This is a genomic window from Roseinatronobacter sp. S2, assembly GCF_029581395.1.
In the GTDB taxonomy this organism is placed as follows: Bacteria; Pseudomonadota; Alphaproteobacteria; order Rhodobacterales; family Rhodobacteraceae; genus Roseinatronobacter.
Genome location: NZ_CP121115.1, coordinates 484,134 through 501,968 on the forward strand (window position 1 = coordinate 484,134; position 17,835 = coordinate 501,968).

The following is a 17,835-nucleotide window of genomic DNA, read 5'->3' on the forward strand; positions in this document are numbered from 1 at the left end:
CTGCAATGATGCGATAAGCTTACTTTGTTATGCAACAAAAAATATACAATAAAATAAAGCTTGAAAGATACAGAGTGATATAACGGTGGTTGCACGAAGAGGTGATTATGTGGGTGTGAAAAATTTCATCGGTAATATGATTATTTGTTGCTCTATTTCCGAATCTCGCTTAGCTTGATGGAAGAACGAAGAGGTGCCGGAGCGGTGTCTGGATGTCCTGGGGGAGGATGTCGCCGATACCGGCAAGGGAGGACTACCAATGACACCAATGGCAAAGGCCGTCACGGTCGGGGCATTTCTTTTGTCGGCATCATGCAATGCGCTGTTTGCGCAGGCCGCGCCGGATAATTTCATTGTCGCGGTTTCGGAAGAACCCGACACCCTTGACATGACGGCAACGGCCCATGCGCCTGGTGCGCGCGTCAGCCTTGAAAACATCACCGAGGGGTTATGGAGCACAACCACTGACGGCGAACTGACATCAAGCGTTGCGGATTGGGAAATATCGGATGACGGATTGGAAATCGTGTTTCGCATCCATGACGGCGTGACATTCCATTCCGGCGACCCGCTGCGTGCCGAGGATGTGCTGTTCAGTCATAACCGTATGGTGGAAAGGGCGCCGCAATATGCCCGCCGGGCACGCGCGCTGGACTCGGTTACAGTGGTGGATGACCACACTGTCAGGTTCACATTCCACACGCCGGATGCGGGCATGATGCCCTCGCGCAGTCTGTCGGTTGTGTCGAAAGCCTATTTTGACCGCGTGGGCGAAGAACAGTTCATGCGCCACCCGGTCGGGACCGGGCCTTATGAATTCGTGTCCTACACACCGGGAACCGAGTTGGTTCTGAAGCGGTATGATGATTATTACGGTGAATTGCCGCAGGTCGAGAAAGCAACCCTGCGCTATGTCCGCGAAGCCGGTACAAGGCTGGCGCAGTTGCAGGCCGGAGAGGTCGGCATGGTGATGGATATTCCCTACCCGGATGTTCCCAAGCTGGAAGCGGACGGGTTCAGGATGGAGTATCTTGCGGCTCATCCGACCATCGCGATCCAGTTTCACAACCTGAACCCGGATGTGCCGTGGTATGATGTCCGTGTCCGCCGTGCGATGGCGCATGCGGTTGACCAGCAGGCAATCATCGACGGCCTGCTTGCCGGGGTGCCAGAGGTGACGCCGACTGTGTCAGAGGGGGAGCTGGGACATGATCCGTCGATCACGCCTTATGCCTATGATCCCGCCCGCGCCCGCGCGCTGCTGGCAGAGGCCGGGTATCCGGATGGATTCGATTTGCCGCTTGATATATGGGGCGGGGGATTTGCGGGCTTGCGCGAAACGGCCGAGGCCGCATCGCTTTATCTGCGCGAAGTGGGCATAAATGTCGAGGTTCAGACCCTGGATGCGGCGCAGTTTCTGGGCAAGATCCGCAATGTCTCTGGCGATCAGGAAGGCGTTTATGTCGGCATCAGTGCCTTGCCATATGCCAACCAGTCTGACCCGATCGAGGCGCTGAATGTGGCCTACACATCGCGTTCGCCCTTCACGCCGTTTCGCGATGACAGGCTGGATCAGTATATCGACGAAGCCAACGCGTTGCTTGATCCGGAAGCCCGCGGAGAGGTTCTGAAAAAGGCATTCGGGCTGATGCATGAGGAAGCTGCCGTCGTGCCGCTTTGGAATTTCGTGGCGGTTTACGCCATGGACAGCGCCGTCAGCTTCACCCCGACTGAAAAGTTCTTTCCGGTGGTGATGTTCAAGGATGTCAGCTTCGAATGACCCGAAATTTCCTGTGCGCGGGATGGCAGGAGATGTAAGCCATATGAAAGATCTGAGCGACGAAACGCCAATCTGGCTACCAAACATGACGCCCCAACTGGAATTCGCTTTCGCGACCAAGGTGACGGTGAACCCGGCGCGCAATATCGGCAATCTGCACGGTTCGGGTGAACGGCTGATCATGACAGTCGGGGGCGGTACTGTCGCAGGCCCCGATATCCGGGGGGAAATCCTGCCCGGCGGCACTGAATGGCCGCTGGTGCGCCCTGATGGCGTGGACAGCATTGACGCGCGGTATTCGTTTGAAACCGACGATGGCGTACTGATCAATATCCGCAATACCGGATACCGTGTGATCGCGCCGGAACTGCGCGCCCAGATGAAAGCGCGTGTGGTGGATGCGGGGCAGTATTATTTCCGCACCTATTCCGTGTTTGAAGCGCCCGTCGGCAAGTATGACTGGCTTACCCGCAATGTGTTCATAGGTTTCGGCGAGCGTCACCCCGAAACGCTGCACCTGTGGTATTACAAGGTGCTGTGAACGTGGCAGAATTTGATTTCATCATTGTAGGCGCCGGGTCTGCCGGCTGTGTATTGGCCAACCGGCTGAGCGCTGATCCGCGCCACCGCGTCTTGTTGCTGGAAGCAGGCGGCAGTGATGCGCACCCCCTGATCCGCATGCCGCTTGGTTTCATGCGCGCGTTGCGGATGCCACGGTTTACATGGCCCTACATGTCTGAACCCGAAGCGCGCACCGGCAACCGCGCCATCCCCATACCGCGCGGGCGGCTGATGGGGGGGTCATCATCGATCAACGGTATGTTCCACATTCGCGGGCATCGCAGCGATTACGACGAATGGCGCGATCTGGGCTGCGAAGGGTGGGGGTATGATAATGTTCTGCCCTATTTCAAACGCTCGGAAACCCATTGGCGCGGCGAAAGCACCTATCACGGTGGGTCCGGCCCGGTCCATGTGCAGAAAATCAGGAATGTCGCGCTGTTTCAGGAACCGCTGCGCGATGCTTTCGCGGCCGCCGGACACCAGATTACCGAAGATTATGATGGTGCGGTGCAGGAAGGCTTCGGGCCGGGTAATATTGCGGTGGACAGGCGCGGACGGCGATCATCGTCATCGCGCGCCTATCTGACGCGCAATGTGCGTGCGCGGCCCAATCTGACCGTGTTGGACCACACCATGGTCGAACGGCTGACCTTTGATGGTGACCGGGTCAGCGGCGTTGAAGCGGTGCGTAAGGGCAAACGGCGCGTATGGCATGCCGGGCGCGAGGTGATCCTATCCGCAGGCGCGTATAATTCGCCGCAGATCATGATGGTGTCTGGGCTTGGCCCACAGGAAGAACTGCGCGCGCACGGAATCACGCTGCGCCGTGACCTGCCGGAAGTGGGACAGAACCTGCTGGAGCATCCACGGCTGGACCTGATCTATGAAGCCGCAAAGCCCACAACGTTTTCCAGCCGCCTGCGCTATGACCGTGCGGCGCTATCCTTTGCAAGGTGGGCCTTGACCGGAAAGGGGCCGTTTGCCAGTCATGTCTGCTCCGGCACAGCGCTTCTGCGCGTATCTGACGGGGCGCAAAGGCCCGACATTCAGCTTCTCTGCTCGCCGATCTCGATCCGCGCTGATCTGTGGTTTCCGGGACTGACCGCGCCACCGCCACATGCGTTCTATGCATCAATCTGCCTGCTGCACCCCAAAAGCCGCGGTCGGATAACTCTGCGTTCCGGCGATGTACGCGATGCGCCGCGCGTGCATCTGAACCTGCTGGGGGACGAAGAGGATATTGCCGTGCTGCGCCGTGCCCTGCGCGAGGCACGCCGGATTTACCACATGGACAGTCAGGCCGCGCTGATCGGCAAGGAAATCACACCGGGGGCAGAGGCGCAGGATGACGCAGCGATTGATGCCGTGATCCGCGCGAAAGTGGGGGTAACGCAGCATCCGGTCGGCACATGCAGGATGGGCCGTGACGCGGGTGCGGTGGTCGCGCCGGACCTGAAGGTGAATGGGGTGGCGGGCCTGCGGGTGGTTGATGCGTCGATCATGCCGACGATTCCCGGCGCAAACACGAATGCCGCAGTCTACATGATCGGCGAAAAAGCCGCTGACATGATCCTGCGCGACGCGGCCTGAGACAACAAGGGAGGACCGGAGCAGTGGCTTCGACCGATATGACGAACGATACAAGCATGCAGGTCCCGCCCCGAAAACGGCGCTTTGCGATGCGGCGGATGTTCGACTACCCGATCATTCCGGTGCTGTTGCTGTTGCCGATGGTTATCTGCGGGCTGTTCGGCCCATGGATATGGCCACACGACCCGACGGCGATCAACTTTGCTGTGCGGCAGACACCGCCCGTATGGCTGGAAGGTGGCCAATGGCAGTATCTACTGGGCACCGACCAGTTCGGGCGCGACCTGCTGTCGCGCCTGATCGAAGGGGCGCGGATTGCACTGATCGTCTCAACCGTCACGGTCACGACGGCTGCCATCATCGGCACCGCCGTGGGTATGCTCGCAGGCTATTACGGCGGTATCACCGACATGATCCTGATGCGGATTGTGGACGTCAAGATGTCGATCCCGCCGGTGCTGCTGACAATCCTGATCGGGGCGGTGCTGGGTGGTGGCCTCAGCACGATTCTGGTCGCCATCATTCTTGTGTTCTGGGCGGATTACGCGCGTGTGATCCGGGGCGAGACGTTGGCGTTGAAATCGCGCGGTTTCGTGCAGCTTGCCCGCGTTGCAAATGCCAGCGACTGGCGCATTTTCACCCGGCACCTGCTGCCCAACCTGCTGCCGACCTGCATTGTTCTGATCACGCTGCAATTCGGGGCTGCGCTGGTGATCGAAGCTGCGATCACGTTCATCGGTCTGGGCATTCAGCCGCCGGCTTCGGCATGGGGGCTGCTGGTTGCAGACGGACGGGCCTATCTGACCTCGGCATGGTGGATACCGACCTTTGCAGGGATGGCGATTGCGTTGACGGCACTTGGCGCAAACCTGCTGGGTGACTGGCTGCGCGACTATTTCGACCCCAAGCTGAAGAAGAGGTAAGGCATGGCGAATTACATTCTCAAACGGTTGGGGCTGGCTGTCATTACGGTGCTTGGTGTGCTTCTGCTGATCTTTGTTGCCACCCGGATGTCGGGGGACGTGGCGCTTTTGATGCTGCCGCAGGACGCCAGCGACGAACAGATCGCAGCCTATCGTGCCCAGCACGGGCTGGACCGTGCGATCCCGGTGCAGTTCCTGAATTTCATGCAGGGTATGCTGACCTTTGATTTCGGAAATTCATTGCGCTACCAACGCCCCGCGCTTGAAGTGATCCTTCAGCGTTTGCCGGCCACAGTTGAACTTGCGCTTGTGGCCTTCGTGCTGGCGCTTGTGGTTGGCGTGACGCTGGGTCTGATCGCGGCCTATTACCGTGGCGGTTGGGCCGACAGGACCATTCGCACCAGCGCCGTCTTGCTGCAATCAATGCCGAATTTCTGGATCGCGATCATGGCAATCCTGCTTTTCGCGGTGATGCTGCGCTGGCTGCCCACCTCGGGGCGGGACGGGATTGCATCGCTTATCATGCCGGCGGTGACACTGATGCTGTTTCCGCTGGCGGCGATCATGCGCATGACACGTTCCGCCATTCTGGAAACGATTGAGAGTGATTATGTCAAGTTCCTGCGTATCAAGGGGGTATCCGAAGGGCGCATCCTGTGGCGGCATGCGTTGCGCAACGCGCTGATCCCGGTGATCGCGCTGTCGGGGCTGCAACTTGGCAACCTGATGGGGGGCACGGTGATTACTGAAACGATCTTCAACTGGCCGGGATTGGGCAGTCTGATGATCGAAAGTTTCATCAGCCGCGATTACCCGGTGATTCAGGTGGGTGTGCTGCTGATCGCGACCTTCCTTATTCTTCTTAATCTTGCTGTGGACCTGTTGTTCTGCGTCGTTGACCCAAGGATCAGATATTCATGAGCATTCAGGAAAAACTTGAACCCTTCGTGTTGGATGTCACAAACCTGTCGGTCGAGATCGAGGGCCGCGAGGGCCGCGTGATCCGCCCCGCGCGCAATCTGACCTTCCGTGTTGGCAGGGGCCGGGTTGTCGGCGTCATCGGGGAATCCGGTTGCGGCAAAAGCATGACCGCGCTGTCAGTGATGCGCCTGTTGCCCGCATCCGCAAAAGTGACCGGTGGCGCGGTCCTGTTCAATGGCGAAGACCTGCTGACAAAATCGCCCCGCGCGATGCGTGCGATCCGGGGCAAATCCATCGGCATGGTGCTGCAAGACCCTTCTGTGTCGCTTGATCCGTTGTTCACCATCGGTGACCAGATCGACGAGGCGCTAAGTGTGCACGGCCGGATGCCTGCTGCCAAGCGCCGCGTACGCGCCATTGAACTGCTGGAAGCCGTGGGCATTCCCGCCCCGCAGGACCGGCTGACGCAGTATCCGCATGAATTGTCGGGCGGGATGCTGCAACGGGTGGTGGCCGCCATTGCCATTGCATGGAACCCCGCCCTGCTGATCGCGGATGAACCGACGACTGCGCTGGACCCGACGATTCAGGTTCAGGTTCTGGACCTTCTGGTCCATCTGCGCGACACGCTGGGGGTGTCGATCATGATCATTACCCATGATTTCGGCGTTGCCGCGCATATCTGCGACGACATCATGGTGATGTATGCGGGCGAGGTTGTTGAAACCGGGCCGGTGCGGCAGATTTTCGACAATCCCGGCCATCCCTATACCCGCGCATTGATGGAAAGTTCGACCGTTCCCAAAGGCAAGGGTCGTCTGCCCACTATCGACGGCCAACCGCCAGATCTGGGTGATCTGCCGCCCGGCTGTGCATTCGCCCCGCGCTGCCCATTGGCGACCGAGCAATGCCACCGTCAGGCGCCGCCCCAGATACATCTGTCGGATATCCACAAAGCCGCGTGCTGGCGCGCGGGAGAGGGAATGATATGAACGATATAATTTTGGAAACCCGCGGCCTGCAGAAGTATTTTCATTTCGAGACCGGCCTGCCGTTCCGGCGTGTGCCCAAAGTGGTCAAGTCGGTAGACGGGATTGATGTTGCCGTGCACGCGGGACAGACCCTTGGTCTGGTCGGGGAAAGTGGTTGCGGAAAATCGACCACGGCCCGGCTGATCCTGCGTTTGCTTGAACCGACCGGCGGCAAGATCCTGTTCGACGGCAAAGAGGTGCAGAACGCGACCGGCCAAGCGTTGCATGATTTCCGCACGAATATACAAACCGTGTTTCAAGATCCTTACGGATCGCTCAATCCGCGCATGAAAGTGCGCGAGATTATCGCTGAACCGATGCTGGCGACGGGCAACTACTCTGCCAGACAGATTGATGCGCGGGTTGCCGAATTGCTGGAAATGGTGAATCTGCCTGCGAATGCCACCCGTCGTGGTCCACATGAATTTTCCGGCGGTCAGCGCCAGCGTATCGCGATTGCGCGCGCGCTTGTGCTGAAACCAAGATTGTTGATTCTGGACGAGCCTGTTTCAGCGCTGGACGTCTCCGTGCGCGCGCAAATCCTGAACCTGCTGGATGATTTGCAGGAAGAACTCGGGCTTGCCTATTTCCTGATTTCCCATCACCTTGAACTGGTTGCGAACAAATGCGACTGGATCGCGGTGATGTATCTGGGCCGGATTGTGGAACAAGGCCCCGCGCGCGAGATTGCAGATAACCCGCGCCATCCCTATACGCAGGCCCTGTTTTCATCTGCGCTGAAGGTAACGCCAGACAAGGAAGCGACGCCGGCCAAGATGATCAAGGGAGAGGTGCCCTCGCCCCTGCGTCCTCCATCGGGGTGCCATTTCCACACCCGTTGCCCCGTGGCGATGCCGGTCTGTCGTCAGAAAACCCCGCCAAGCGTATCGGGGCCGAACCGGTCGGTGGCCACCTGTCATGCGCTCTGCGGGCAAGCGGCGATAGCCTGATCCCCGTTCAGATGTCGGCCTGACGCAGCGCAAGCGTAACAATACGTTGCAGTGGCACACGGCTGAACTCGTCGTTTTCGACAATGAACCGACGGATCAGATTGCGGAATATGTCGGCATCGTCGCCCAGCACATCCAGCACTTTCTGGCTGGCCTCAAAGGCAAGCGGATGACCCGCGGTGATCAGATGTTTGCCCGCGTCGGTCAGACGCAGCAGCCTGCGGCGGCGATCATGGGGATGGGGGTCGCGCGCAATGAAGCCCCTGCGCACCAGCTCTGTCACCAGTGTCGCCGTGGTTGATCCATCCAATGCCAGCCAGCGGGCTACGCTGATCTGTTCAACCGGCTGGCCCTTATCGACAATCCGCAAGACACCATAGCGGCGCGGAGTAAGCCGCAGGGATTTCGTCGTCTCGATAAAGACACTTTCCAGCGTCTGATGAGTGCGGCGCAGCAGAAAACCGAATGCGTTATAAAGGCTGGCCTGTTGGGGAAATTCCCTGGCAAGTTCTGCGTCAGTGCCAAACCTTGTCGTGCCGTCAGGGCGAACCCAGTCTGGCGCGTGTGAGGGGACGTCATCGATAAGCCGCCGCAACAATGCGGCCAGACATTCGCGTTCCGCTTCGGTGAAAAAACCAAGCAGCCTTGCATTATTGCGCACCGCATTGTCACGCGCCAGCGCAGCACATGCGCGACCCGCACGGGTGGTTGCGATTTCCTTCCTGCGGGCATCCTGGCTGGATTGTTCGCGATGCACGAATCCATGCTCCACCAATCCATTCACCACCATCGAAATCGTGGTGCGATCCACCCCGATACGCCGAGCAAGTGTGATCTGATCAATTTGCGGTGTTTCCGAGATGACGACAAGTGACGACATCTGCGTCGGGGTGATTCCCAACTCCCCCAGATCCTCCATGAAGGACGACACGGCAATCTGGTTTGCGCGCCGAATTAAGAAGCCGGGACGGTCATAAAAACTCGACAATTCATCCATCATCGCCAGGTCATTGCTATCAATGTCCGGGGGTGTTTCGTCCAGTCCGTCAGTGGGCATTTCTTTCATTTCTTTCAGTCATCCTAAACGTAGAACCAATGGTATGGGAAGCATCGTTGCGATGCTGATGATCTTGGACACTAGACAGAAAAACAGCGCGCCGAGCAAGCCAAAAGCGCGCAGATGTGGCATCGTGGTTTGGCCTCGTGTGCGCAAAAAGCAGCATTGCAGCATCGTGAACGCGGTTTTCAAGACTTCCCAGATTGTCAGAAACCTGTCTGAAAAACTTGACTCTAAAAAACATCAGTAATATGCATAATTATGCGAAATGCATGGTTGACCATTGGTTGACAGGGCAGGCGACAGCGCGGGAGGAGCCGCGCAGGGCCATTGTCAGGGAGGAAGAAATGAAATTCACGAAAGCCGCGATTGCGGCGCTGGTCGCCATGTCCATAACAGGACCGGCCCTGGCGCAAAGCGACGCAATCAACTCGCCCTTCGTGGTCGCGATCAACCACGAACCGGACACGTTGGACCCGTCAATCGGGGTCAATACTGTCATCAGTCGCCCGACGCTTGAAAACATCGTTGAACCAATCGTGGCGCTGGATGCAGAAGGCAACCTTGTGCCGGGCGTTGCGGATTTTTCCTATTCGGATGACGGGACCGTGCTGACATTCACAATCAGGGACGGCGTGACGTTTCACAACGGAATGCCCCTGACTGCGGATGATCTGATTTTCAGTCATGAACGCATGGCCGAACGCTCTCCGATCTATCAGTCGCGGCTGCGCAATTTCGACCGGGTAGAGAAGCTGGATGAACGCACTGTGCAATTCGTGTTCACATCCGCTGATGTAACCTACCTGCCGCCGCGCAACCTGTCGGTGCTGTCAAAGGCCTATTACGATGAAGCGGGCGAGGCGGAATTCGTGGCCAACCCCGTGGGCACCGGGCCATACAAACTGGTCAGTTACACACCCGGCCAGTCGATGGAGATGGAGGCCTTTGAGGAGTACCATGGCGGCGCGCCCGATGTGAAGAACGTGCGCTTCGTGTTCGTGCAGGAAGACAGCACCCGCGTTGCCATGCTGCGCACGGGCGAGGCCGACATGATACTGAACGTGCCTTTCACCGAGCGTAACGCGCTGGCGCGGGACGGTTTCAAGATTGAGGAAGTGGCAGTCACACCGACCGTATCGGTGCAGTTTACCATGAACAACCCCGATGTGCCTTGGCATGACGTGCGTGTGCGCCGTGCTGTGGCACATGCGATTGATGCTGATGGTATCGTGGACGGGCTGTTTGAGGGGGTGCCAAAGCGCCACGCGGCATTTGGCCCGAACGAGATCGGCTTTGACCCCGAACTTGAACATTACGCCTATGATCCGGAACGCGCAAAAGCGCTGCTGGCCGAAGCCGGCTATCCGGACGGGTTTGAAATGCCGCTGATCTGGTGGCGCGGCGAGAATGCGGGCATTCGCGAAACCGCAGAAGTCGTGTCCATCTATCTGCGACAGGTCGGAATCCGCACCAATGTGTCCAGCCTTGATGTGCCTGATTTCGTGGCCAAGATACGCGCCGCCAAGGGCGAAGGGTCCAGCGAGGCATGGGTCGGAATTACACCGACACCGCTGGCGGAATATTTCGACCCCACCATCGCGCTGGCTTTTACCTTCTGGTCGCAATCACCCTTCGCCCAGTGGCAGAACGACGAATTCGACGCATTGGTGGCGCAAGCCGTGCAGACCGTGGACCCCGAAACACGCGCGCCACTGGTGATCGAGGCCACGCGCATTCTGTACGCGGATGTGCCGCAGATACCGCTGTGGAACAACGTGTCCGTCTACGCCATGAAACCCGGCATTTCCTACGCACCGGCACCGCGCCATCTTGTGCGGTCAACCATCGCCGATGTGACGCTGAGCAATGAATGATCACCGCATCCGGGCGGGGTGCTTCCTGCCCGGATACAGCGGACGGAGGCCAACCAGATGCAAGAACCGGGATTGAGATTGCTGTTCGAGGCCCGTGGGCAGGTCAGCGCGCCCAGAGTGATCGGTCAGGTCAGGGGCGCGCGTCGGCAGGTCATTGCAATAGAACCTGACGGTCCGTTCGTGGGCGACCGCATTTGTGGGCGCATGGTTTCCGGTTTCGACTGGCAATGGGTGCGCGCGGATGGCGTGACCGAAGTGGACGCCGCGTATCTGCTGGAAACCGATGACGGGGTGTTGATTGAATGCCGCAACACCGGCATCCGGCACGCCCCGCCAGAGGTCATGGCACGCATGGGGCGCGGCGAAGCCGTTGATCCGTCGGAATACTATTTCCGCGCCACACCGGTCTTTACTGCGCCAGAGGGCAAGTATGACTGGCTGAACCGCGCGCTCTTTCTTTCGACAGGCGCACGTTACCCGGACGGGGTGCGCCTTCGGTTTTACGAAATCACATGACGCCGCGACAGCGTCCCGAAAAAGACGAGGCAGAATATGCAACCCTTCCCCGACCACCCAAGTTTTCAGGGCTTCAACAAACCTTCGCGCGTGGAGGCCGATATCCGCGATCTGGAGGTCATCGGCAAAGTGCCCTCGGATCTGGATGGTGTATTCTTTCGCGTCGCGCCGGATGCGCAGTTCCCGCCAAAACTGGGCAATGACATTCCGTTCAATGGCGATGGCATGGTGTCAGCGTTCCGGTTCAGGAATGGTCGGGTCGATTTCAAGCAGCGCTATGTCCGCACCGACAAATTCAGGCTGGAACGTGAAGCGGGAAAGGCCCTGTTCGGGGCGTATCGCAATCCGCTGGATGATGATGAAAGTGTGAAAGGCGAATACCGGGGCACCGCCAACACGAATGTTGTGGTCCAGAACAAAAAACTCTGGGCGCTGAAAGAAGACAGCCCGCCGGTGCTGATGGACCCCTGGACGCTGGAAACCGAAGGCTACAGTGATCTTGACGGCCAGATGACCAGCCAGACCTTCACCGCGCATCCAAAGTTCGACCCCAATACTGGCGATATGTGCGCTTTCGGCTATGCTGCCAAGGGCCTGATCACCAAGGACATGGCCTATTACGAGATCAGCCCCGACAACAAGATCAAGCATGAAGTCTGGTTCGAACTGCCTTATTACTGCATGATGCATGATTTCGGCCTGACAGAGGATTACGCCTGTTTCCATGTCGTGCCGATTGTCAGTTCATGGGAGCGGCTGGAAGAGCGCAAGCCGCATTTCGGGTTTGACACCACCAAAGAGGTGTATCTGGGCATTCTGCCGCGCCGGGGTGATGCCAGGGACGTGCGCTGGTTCAAGGCCCCCAATTGTTTCGCAAGCCATGTCATGAACGCTTTCAACGATGGCGAGATGGTATATTTCGACGTGCCGATGGCCAAGAATAATGGTTTCCCGTTTTTCCCTGATGTTCATGGCGCGCCATTCAACCGCGCAGAGGCTGCGGCGGTCATGACCCGCTGGGCGGTGAACATGAATGACAAGTCGGACAGCTTCCATTCGATGACGCAGCTTTCAAATTTCGTGGGCGAGTTTCCCCGGATTGACGACCGCTATGCCGCTATGCCCTATCGGCACGGGTTCATGCTGGCGCAGGATCTTGATCGTCCGCTGAAACTGCCCAATGGGCGCTCGATGTCGGGGCTGATGCCCAACCTTCTGGGGCATATGGACCACGCGACGGGCAAAACCCGGCAATACTTCACCGGCACGACCTCGACCTTGCAGGAACCTGCCTTCATTCCGCGTCCCGGTTCGGTGAATGAGGGAGACGGCTATCTGGTCGCGGTTGAAAACATGCTGGCAGAGCATCGATCGGATCTGGTGCTGTTTGATGCGATGCGCATTGACGAAGGCCCTATTGCGCGGATGCCGCTGGAATTGCGGTTGCGTGGGGGGTTGCATGGCAACTGGGTGCCTGCCGCGATGCTGCCGGAAAACCCCGCCGCATGAGCAGGGGTTACGATCAAATCATTGTCGGCGCAGGGTCGTCGGGCTGCGTGCTGGCCGCGCGCCTGTCCGAAGACCCCAGCGCGCGCGTGCTGCTGATCGAGGCCGGCGGGTCCGAAAAGCGCCCCAGCGTGGCAATGCCGCTGGCATGGTTCAAGGCGATGAACAACCCGTCGCTAAGCTGGGGTTACGCGACCGAGCCGGAACCCCATGCCGATAACCGGGTGATCCCAGTGCCGCGGGGCCGGGTTGTGGGTGGCTGTTCGTCGATCAACGGCATGATGTATTCGCGCGGCCATTCCCGCGACTACGATCTTTGGGCGCAAAAGGGGCTGACGGGCTGGGCTTTTGAAGATGTGCTGCCCTATTTCGTCCGGTCGGAAGACAACTGGCGCGGGGCCTCAACCTATCATGGGGCAGGGGGGCCACTGACAGTGGCGCGGCACCAGACGGATGATGTGATCTTTCCCAGACTTGCGCGCGCGGCGCAGGAACTTGGCTACCCCGTAATCGACGATTTCCACGGGGCAGAACAAGAAGGTTTCTCAACACCCGACTTCACTGTTCACAAGGGACGGCGCGGTTCAACTGCTGCGCGGTTCCTGCGCCCCGCGCTATCACGTCCTAACCTTGATCTGATGTCAGGCGCGCTGGTGCATCGCGTGGTTATCGAGAACGGGCGTGCTGTGGGCGTGGAGCTGTCGCGCGGTATCAAGACCGAAACCATTCGCGCGGGGTCCGGGGTGATCCTGTCCGCCGGGGCGTATGGATCGCCGCAGATCCTGATGTTGTCGGGCATCGGGCGGGCGGACGAATTGCGCGCGGTTGGTGTCGAACCCCTGCACGATCTGCCGGGCGTCGGTCGTAACCTTCAGGAACATGCAAGTGTCGCGCATTTCTATGATGCGGCCGGGGATTTCACCTTTGACCGCGAATTGCGGCTGGACCGGCTGGCGCGTTCGGTCATCCGCTGGCAACTTACCGGCACCGGACCCGCCGCAGGGTTGCCGGTGGGCATACAGGGGTTCATCCGCAGCCGCGAGGGGCTGGACCGCCCCGATCTGCAATCGTTGATCAGCCCTGTTGCGATGAACAATGATGTGTGGTTTCCGGGGCTGCGCCGGTCTGTCGGGTCGCGGTTTTCAGTGGCGAATGTGTTGCTTCACCCCGAAAGCCGGGGCTGGGTGCGACTGGCGTCGAACGATCCCGGCGCGAAGCCGCGCATTCGCCTGAACCTGCTGGCCGCCGAAGCAGACCGCATGGCGTTCCGGCGCTTCATTGCCCTGACGCGCGATTTCTTCGCGACCAAGGCTGGTGCCTCGCTGGTCAAAGGCGCGGTGCTGCCGTCCGATATCCTGACCACGCCGGACGCAATTGACGGCTATGTGCGCGCGGCAGTGCGCACAGCGATGCACCCGACCTCGACCTGTGCGATGGGTACGGGGGAAGACGCGGTGTTGGATGCTGCCCTGCGCGTGCGTGGAGTTGATGCCTTGCGTGTCGTTGATTGTTCGTCAATGCCGGATATACCCGGCGGCAACACGCAGGCCCCCGCCATCATGCTGGCCGAGAAGGCCGCTGATCTGATCATGGGCAAACCCGCGCCCGCAACCCGACATCAAGAGGAGGTCGCATGAACACCCCTGATCCGCTGGCGCTTGTTCACGAGCATGCCTTCGACATTCGTATCAATTTCGACAAACGCTGGAATACCGGGCCAATCTATGGCGGGGCGCAGCTGGGCTATACTTCCGTTGGCGCCGGGTCCATGGTCGAAGGACCGTTGCTGAACGGGCAGCTTGTCGATTATTCGGGTGCCGACTGGCCGGTGGTGCGTGCGGATGGGGTGGTCGAGTTGAACGCCCATTACATGATCAGGGCCGATGACGGGGCGCTGATCTATATCCGCAACCTTGGATATGTTCACCGGCCGTTGCGCACGCAGGGGCAGGGACCGGATGATCTGCCAGATGTGCCCGCCTATTTTCGCTGCACCCCTTATTTCAAGGCCCCCGAGGATGGCCCTCATGCATGGCTGAACCGCACTGTGATTGTGGGCGTGGCCATGCGCAAACCCCATGTGACACCGGATGATGCGCCGGATCATTCGCTTTTTCGCTATTATGCAATCCGCTGAGGGAAACCAGATATGAACCAGATGTTCGACCCCGCCCGCCCCGATGCCCTGCGCGCCGAACTGGCCACAGCGCCGCGCAAGCTGCTGATTGACGGCGCTTTCCATGATGCCGCGCAGGGGCAGGTGCTTGACGTCATCGACCCCGCGACAGGCCGGAAATTCGCCGAAGCGGCTGCCGGTGGTGCGGCTGATATTGATGCGGCCGTCATGGCGGCACGCTGCGCATTTGATGATGGCCGCTGGACCGGGCTGCCCCCTGCGCGGCGGCAGGACCTATTGCTGAGGCTTGCTGACCTGATCGCGCGCGATGCTGAAGAACTGGCGCTGCTTGAAACCATGGACAATGGCATGCCCTTCATGATGGCGCGTATGGGCGGGGCGATGGGTGCTGTGGGCATGCTGCGCTATTTCGCGGGCTGGGCGACGAAGATCGGCGGCGAGACGATCACCCCCTCTTGGCCGGGCGAATGGCTGGGCTATACACGGCGTGAACCGGTGGGCGTTGTCGCCGCGATCACGCCCTGGAACTTTCCGCTGGCCATGGAAGTGGGCAAACTGTCGGCGGCACTTGCGGCAGGCTGCACCGTGGTCCTGAAACCAGCCGAACAGACACCCCTGTCTGCGGTGAAACTGGGCGCGTTGATCTGCGAAGCGGGCTTTCCTGATGGCGTGGTTAATATTGTCACCGGCACGGGGGCACAGGCAGGCGCGCCGCTGGTTGCGCATCCCGGTATCGACAAGATTTCTTTCACCGGATCGACCGTTGTGGGCCAGCACATTCTGCGTGAAAGCGCGGGCACTATGAAGCGTGTGACACTGGAACTTGGTGGCAAATCGCCTACCTTCATCCTTGGCGATGCCGATCTGGCCCGCGCCATTCCTGCGGCGGCGCAGGGGATTTTCGGTAATGCCGGGCAGGTCTGCGCGGCAGGGTCGCGGTTGTTTGTGCATGAAAGTGTTTTTGATCAGGTGATGGAAGGTATTACCGAACGTGCACAGACCCTGAAAATCGGCGCAGGGCTGGAACCGGGCACGGAGATGGGCCCACTGGTCAGCGCTGTCCAGCGCGACCGGGTGATGGGCTATATCGACGCGGGCCGCGACGCGGGTGTCACATTGCTGACCGGTGGCAGCACAATCGGCGAGGGTGGGTATTTCGTGGAACCCACAGTTCTGGTTGAACCGGGCGCGGATCTGTCTGTCACCCGCGAAGAGATATTTGGCCCCGTTCTGTGTGCCATGCGCTTTGGCGATGATGACCTTGACGCGCTGGCCGCACGGGGCAACGATTCACAATACGGCCTGTCTTCGGCCATCTGGACGCAGGACATCACTGCCGCCCACAAGCTGGCCAATCGTCTGCGTGCGGGCACAGTGCGCATCAACGGTTCTGGCCCGCCCGATCCTGCGCTGCCGCTGGGCGGCTACAAGGCGTCGGGTTTCGGACGTGAAAACGGGCGCGCGGGCCTGGAAATTTTCACTGAACTCAAGACGATCACCGTCTCACTCAATTAACGGCAGGGAATTACCATGAACACAACGATGAGAGAGGCCGACACCTATCCGGCCCTGAAACTGCATATTGACGGCGAATGGATCACGGCGGGCGACCGCCGGACCTTCGATGTGCTGAACCCCGCAACCGGGGCTGTGCTGGCACATCTGCCGCTGGTCAATGCCAGCGATCTGGACCGGGCGCTGGAGGCGGCTGATCGCGGTTTCAGACTATGGCGCAAATCCACGCCAGAAGAACGCGCAGCGGTCCTGAACGGCGCGGCGCAGCGCCTGCGCGCGCGCGCTGACCAGATCGCGCGCAATGCGACGCTGGAAGAAGGCAAAACCTTCGCCGAAACCCGGCTGGAAGTGATGGTCACAGCGAACCTGTTTGAATTCTACGCCGGAGAGGCAAAGCGCACCTATGGCCGTGTGCTGGTGCGCCCGGAAGGCCAGCGCTCGATCGTGGTCAAAGAACCTGTGGGACCGGTCGCGGCCTTCGCGCCGTGGAATTTCCCGATAGCCAATCCCGGCCGCAAATTGGGTGCACCAATTGCGGCTGGCTGCTCGGTCATTCTGAAACCCGCCGAGGAAGCGCCAGCCTCGGCTATGGCGGTGGTCGAAGCGTTGGTCGAATCCGGCTTGCCTGCGGGTGTCTGTCAGTTGGTCTTTGGCGTGCCGGACGAAGTGTCGCGCCACCTTCTGGCGTCAAAAATCCTGCGCAAGGTCAGCTTTACCGGTTCTACCGTGGTGGGCACCCATCTGATGAAACTGGCCGCCGACAACGCGTTGCGCACAACGATGGAACTTGGCGGCCATGCGCCCGTTATAGTGTTTGATGACTGTGACTTCGACCGGACAATCAACATGCTGACCACGGCCAAGATCCGCAATTCCGGGCAGGTCTGCGTGTCGCCCACGCGGTTCTTCATTCATGAAAACATCCATGAACGGTTTGTCGCGGCAATCAGCGAACGGTTGGCGCAGGTCAAGATCGGCAACGGGCTGGACCCGGATGTGCAGATGGGACCGATGGCCAATGCGCGCCGCCCCGAAGCGATTGAAGGGTTGTTGCAGGATGCGGTTGCCAAAGGCGCAGAAATCCGCACAGGCGGGGAACGTATTGGCAATGAGGGGTTCTTTTTTCAGCCCACGGTGCTGACCAGTATGTCCAACGACATGCGGATCATGAATGAAGAACCCTTTGGCCCTGTCGTTTCTGCGCTGCCGTTCAGCGATTTTGATGAAGTTGTAGCCCAGGCCAACAGGCTGCCTTTCGGACTGGCTGCCTATGCGTTCACCGAAAACGGGCGGCTGGCCAACCGGATTGGCGCGGCGCTGGAAAGTGGTATGGTCGGGATCAACGCGGTCGTCATGGCCGCACCTGACAGCCCGTTTCAGGGCGTTAAGCATTCCGGCCACGGGGCCGAGGATGGGCCGGAAGGGGTCGAGGCGTGCCTTGTCTCGAAAGTCATTCACCAACTTTGAG

At 59.7% G+C, this 17,835-nt stretch carries 15 protein-coding genes; 14 read left to right on the forward strand and 1 reads right to left on the reverse strand.

All coding sequences use genetic code 11. The features are described 5' to 3' along the window. Positions 1–259: 259 nt before the first annotated feature. The 7 genes from P8S53_RS19050 to P8S53_RS19080 are packed head-to-tail and all read left to right on the forward strand — an operon-like array spanning position 260 to position 7,759. The gene (locus tag P8S53_RS19050; RefSeq protein ID WP_277806894.1) at positions 260–1,780 is read left to right on the forward strand and encodes an ABC transporter substrate-binding protein; all 1,521 of its coding nucleotides are present in this window, start codon (positions 260–262) and stop codon (positions 1,778–1,780) included. A gap of 43 nt (positions 1,781–1,823) precedes the next feature. After that, positions 1,824–2,321 (forward strand): DUF3237 domain-containing protein, encoded by a 498-nt coding sequence (locus P8S53_RS19055; protein WP_277806895.1) that lies wholly within the window; start codon positions 1,824–1,826, stop codon positions 2,319–2,321. 2 nt (positions 2,322–2,323) lie between these two features. Further along, positions 2,324–3,934: a GMC family oxidoreductase gene (locus tag P8S53_RS19060; protein WP_277806896.1), complete on the forward strand. Its 1,611-nt coding sequence runs from the start codon at positions 2,324–2,326 to the stop codon at positions 3,932–3,934. A 38-nt stretch (positions 3,935–3,972) separates the two neighbouring features. Continuing rightward, a complete protein-coding gene (locus P8S53_RS19065) occupies positions 3,973–4,857 on the forward strand; it encodes an ABC transporter permease (RefSeq protein ID WP_277806897.1) in 885 nt (294 codons plus the stop codon). Positions 4,858–4,860: 3 nt separating this feature from the next. Then, complete coding sequence (locus tag P8S53_RS19070) at positions 4,861–5,778, forward strand: ABC transporter permease (protein ID WP_277806898.1); 918 nt, start codon at positions 4,861–4,863, stop codon at positions 5,776–5,778. Next, on the forward strand, positions 5,775–6,770 hold the full coding sequence (locus P8S53_RS19075) for an ABC transporter ATP-binding protein (RefSeq protein WP_277806899.1): 996 nt from the start codon (positions 5,775–5,777) through the stop codon (positions 6,768–6,770). The genes P8S53_RS19070 and P8S53_RS19075 overlap by 4 nt, the downstream gene beginning before the upstream one ends. Beyond that, positions 6,767–7,759 carry an ABC transporter ATP-binding protein gene (locus P8S53_RS19080; protein WP_277806900.1) on the forward strand — a complete coding sequence of 331 codons (993 nt, stop codon included), beginning with the start codon at positions 6,767–6,769 and terminating at the stop codon, positions 7,757–7,759. The genes P8S53_RS19075 and P8S53_RS19080 overlap by 4 nt, the downstream gene beginning before the upstream one ends. Before the next feature lie 7 nt (positions 7,760–7,766). Here the strand turns inward: P8S53_RS19080 and P8S53_RS19085 are convergent, their stop codons facing one another. Continuing rightward, entirely contained in the window at positions 7,767–8,816 is a 1,050-nt protein-coding gene (locus tag P8S53_RS19085; protein WP_277806901.1) for a MarR family winged helix-turn-helix transcriptional regulator, read from the reverse strand. A gap of 347 nt (positions 8,817–9,163) precedes the next feature. Between P8S53_RS19085 and P8S53_RS19090 the strand changes: the two genes are divergently transcribed. From P8S53_RS19090 to P8S53_RS19120, 7 genes are read left to right on the forward strand one after another with little or no spacing between them, the layout of a single operon-like run. Beyond that, positions 9,164–10,693, forward strand: coding sequence for an ABC transporter substrate-binding protein (locus P8S53_RS19090; RefSeq protein WP_277806902.1), 1,530 nt, complete (start codon positions 9,164–9,166; stop codon positions 10,691–10,693). A 57-nt stretch (positions 10,694–10,750) separates the two neighbouring features. Next, on the forward strand, positions 10,751–11,209 hold the full coding sequence (locus P8S53_RS19095) for a DUF3237 domain-containing protein (protein ID WP_277806903.1): 459 nt from the start codon (positions 10,751–10,753) through the stop codon (positions 11,207–11,209). A 36-nt stretch (positions 11,210–11,245) separates the two neighbouring features. Beyond that, complete coding sequence (locus tag P8S53_RS19100; RefSeq protein ID WP_277806904.1) at positions 11,246–12,718, forward strand: carotenoid oxygenase family protein; 1,473 nt, start codon at positions 11,246–11,248, stop codon at positions 12,716–12,718. Then, positions 12,715–14,352 carry a GMC family oxidoreductase gene (locus P8S53_RS19105; RefSeq protein ID WP_277806905.1) on the forward strand — a complete coding sequence of 546 codons (1,638 nt, stop codon included), beginning with the start codon at positions 12,715–12,717 and terminating at the stop codon, positions 14,350–14,352. The genes P8S53_RS19100 and P8S53_RS19105 overlap by 4 nt, the downstream gene beginning before the upstream one ends. Next, positions 14,349–14,852, forward strand: a complete 504-nt coding sequence (locus P8S53_RS19110; RefSeq protein WP_277806906.1) for a DUF3237 domain-containing protein — start codon at positions 14,349–14,351, stop codon at positions 14,850–14,852. The genes P8S53_RS19105 and P8S53_RS19110 overlap by 4 nt, the downstream gene beginning before the upstream one ends. A gap of 12 nt (positions 14,853–14,864) precedes the next feature. Further along, positions 14,865–16,367 (forward strand): aldehyde dehydrogenase, encoded by a 1,503-nt coding sequence (locus P8S53_RS19115; RefSeq protein WP_277806907.1) that lies wholly within the window; start codon positions 14,865–14,867, stop codon positions 16,365–16,367. Between the two features lie 15 nt (positions 16,368–16,382). Then, positions 16,383–17,834 (forward strand): NAD-dependent succinate-semialdehyde dehydrogenase, encoded by a 1,452-nt coding sequence (locus tag P8S53_RS19120; protein ID WP_277806908.1) that lies wholly within the window; start codon positions 16,383–16,385, stop codon positions 17,832–17,834. Position 17,835 lies beyond the last annotated feature (1 nt).

What these genes read in the sequence shown, in the direction of transcription:
- P8S53_RS19065 (WP_277806897.1), top strand. Translation starts at nt 3,973, where the DNA reads ATGACGAACGATACAAGCATGCAGGTCCCGCCCCGAAAACGGCGCTTT.
- P8S53_RS19080 (WP_277806900.1), top strand. Translation starts at nt 6,767, where the DNA reads ATGAACGATATAATTTTGGAAACCCGCGGCCTGCAGAAGTATTTTCAT.
- P8S53_RS19090 (WP_277806902.1), top strand. Translation starts at nt 9,164, where the DNA reads ATGAAATTCACGAAAGCCGCGATTGCGGCGCTGGTCGCCATGTCCATA.
- P8S53_RS19100 (WP_277806904.1), top strand. Translation starts at nt 11,246, where the DNA reads ATGCAACCCTTCCCCGACCACCCAAGTTTTCAGGGCTTCAACAAACCT.
- P8S53_RS19085 (WP_277806901.1), bottom strand. Translation starts at nt 8,816, where the DNA reads ATGCCCACTGACGGACTGGACGAAACACCCCCGGACATTGATAGCAAT.
- P8S53_RS19075 (WP_277806899.1), top strand. Translation starts at nt 5,775, where the DNA reads ATGAGCATTCAGGAAAAACTTGAACCCTTCGTGTTGGATGTCACAAAC.
- P8S53_RS19070 (WP_277806898.1), top strand. Translation starts at nt 4,861, where the DNA reads ATGGCGAATTACATTCTCAAACGGTTGGGGCTGGCTGTCATTACGGTG.
- P8S53_RS19050 (WP_277806894.1), top strand. Translation starts at nt 260, where the DNA reads ATGACACCAATGGCAAAGGCCGTCACGGTCGGGGCATTTCTTTTGTCG.
- P8S53_RS19095 (WP_277806903.1), top strand. Translation starts at nt 10,751, where the DNA reads ATGCAAGAACCGGGATTGAGATTGCTGTTCGAGGCCCGTGGGCAGGTC.
- P8S53_RS19120 (WP_277806908.1), top strand. Translation starts at nt 16,383, where the DNA reads ATGAACACAACGATGAGAGAGGCCGACACCTATCCGGCCCTGAAACTG.
- P8S53_RS19055 (WP_277806895.1), top strand. Translation starts at nt 1,824, where the DNA reads ATGAAAGATCTGAGCGACGAAACGCCAATCTGGCTACCAAACATGACG.
- P8S53_RS19110 (WP_277806906.1), top strand. Translation starts at nt 14,349, where the DNA reads ATGAACACCCCTGATCCGCTGGCGCTTGTTCACGAGCATGCCTTCGAC.
- P8S53_RS19105 (WP_277806905.1), top strand. Translation starts at nt 12,715, where the DNA reads ATGAGCAGGGGTTACGATCAAATCATTGTCGGCGCAGGGTCGTCGGGC.
- P8S53_RS19115 (WP_277806907.1), top strand. Translation starts at nt 14,865, where the DNA reads ATGAACCAGATGTTCGACCCCGCCCGCCCCGATGCCCTGCGCGCCGAA.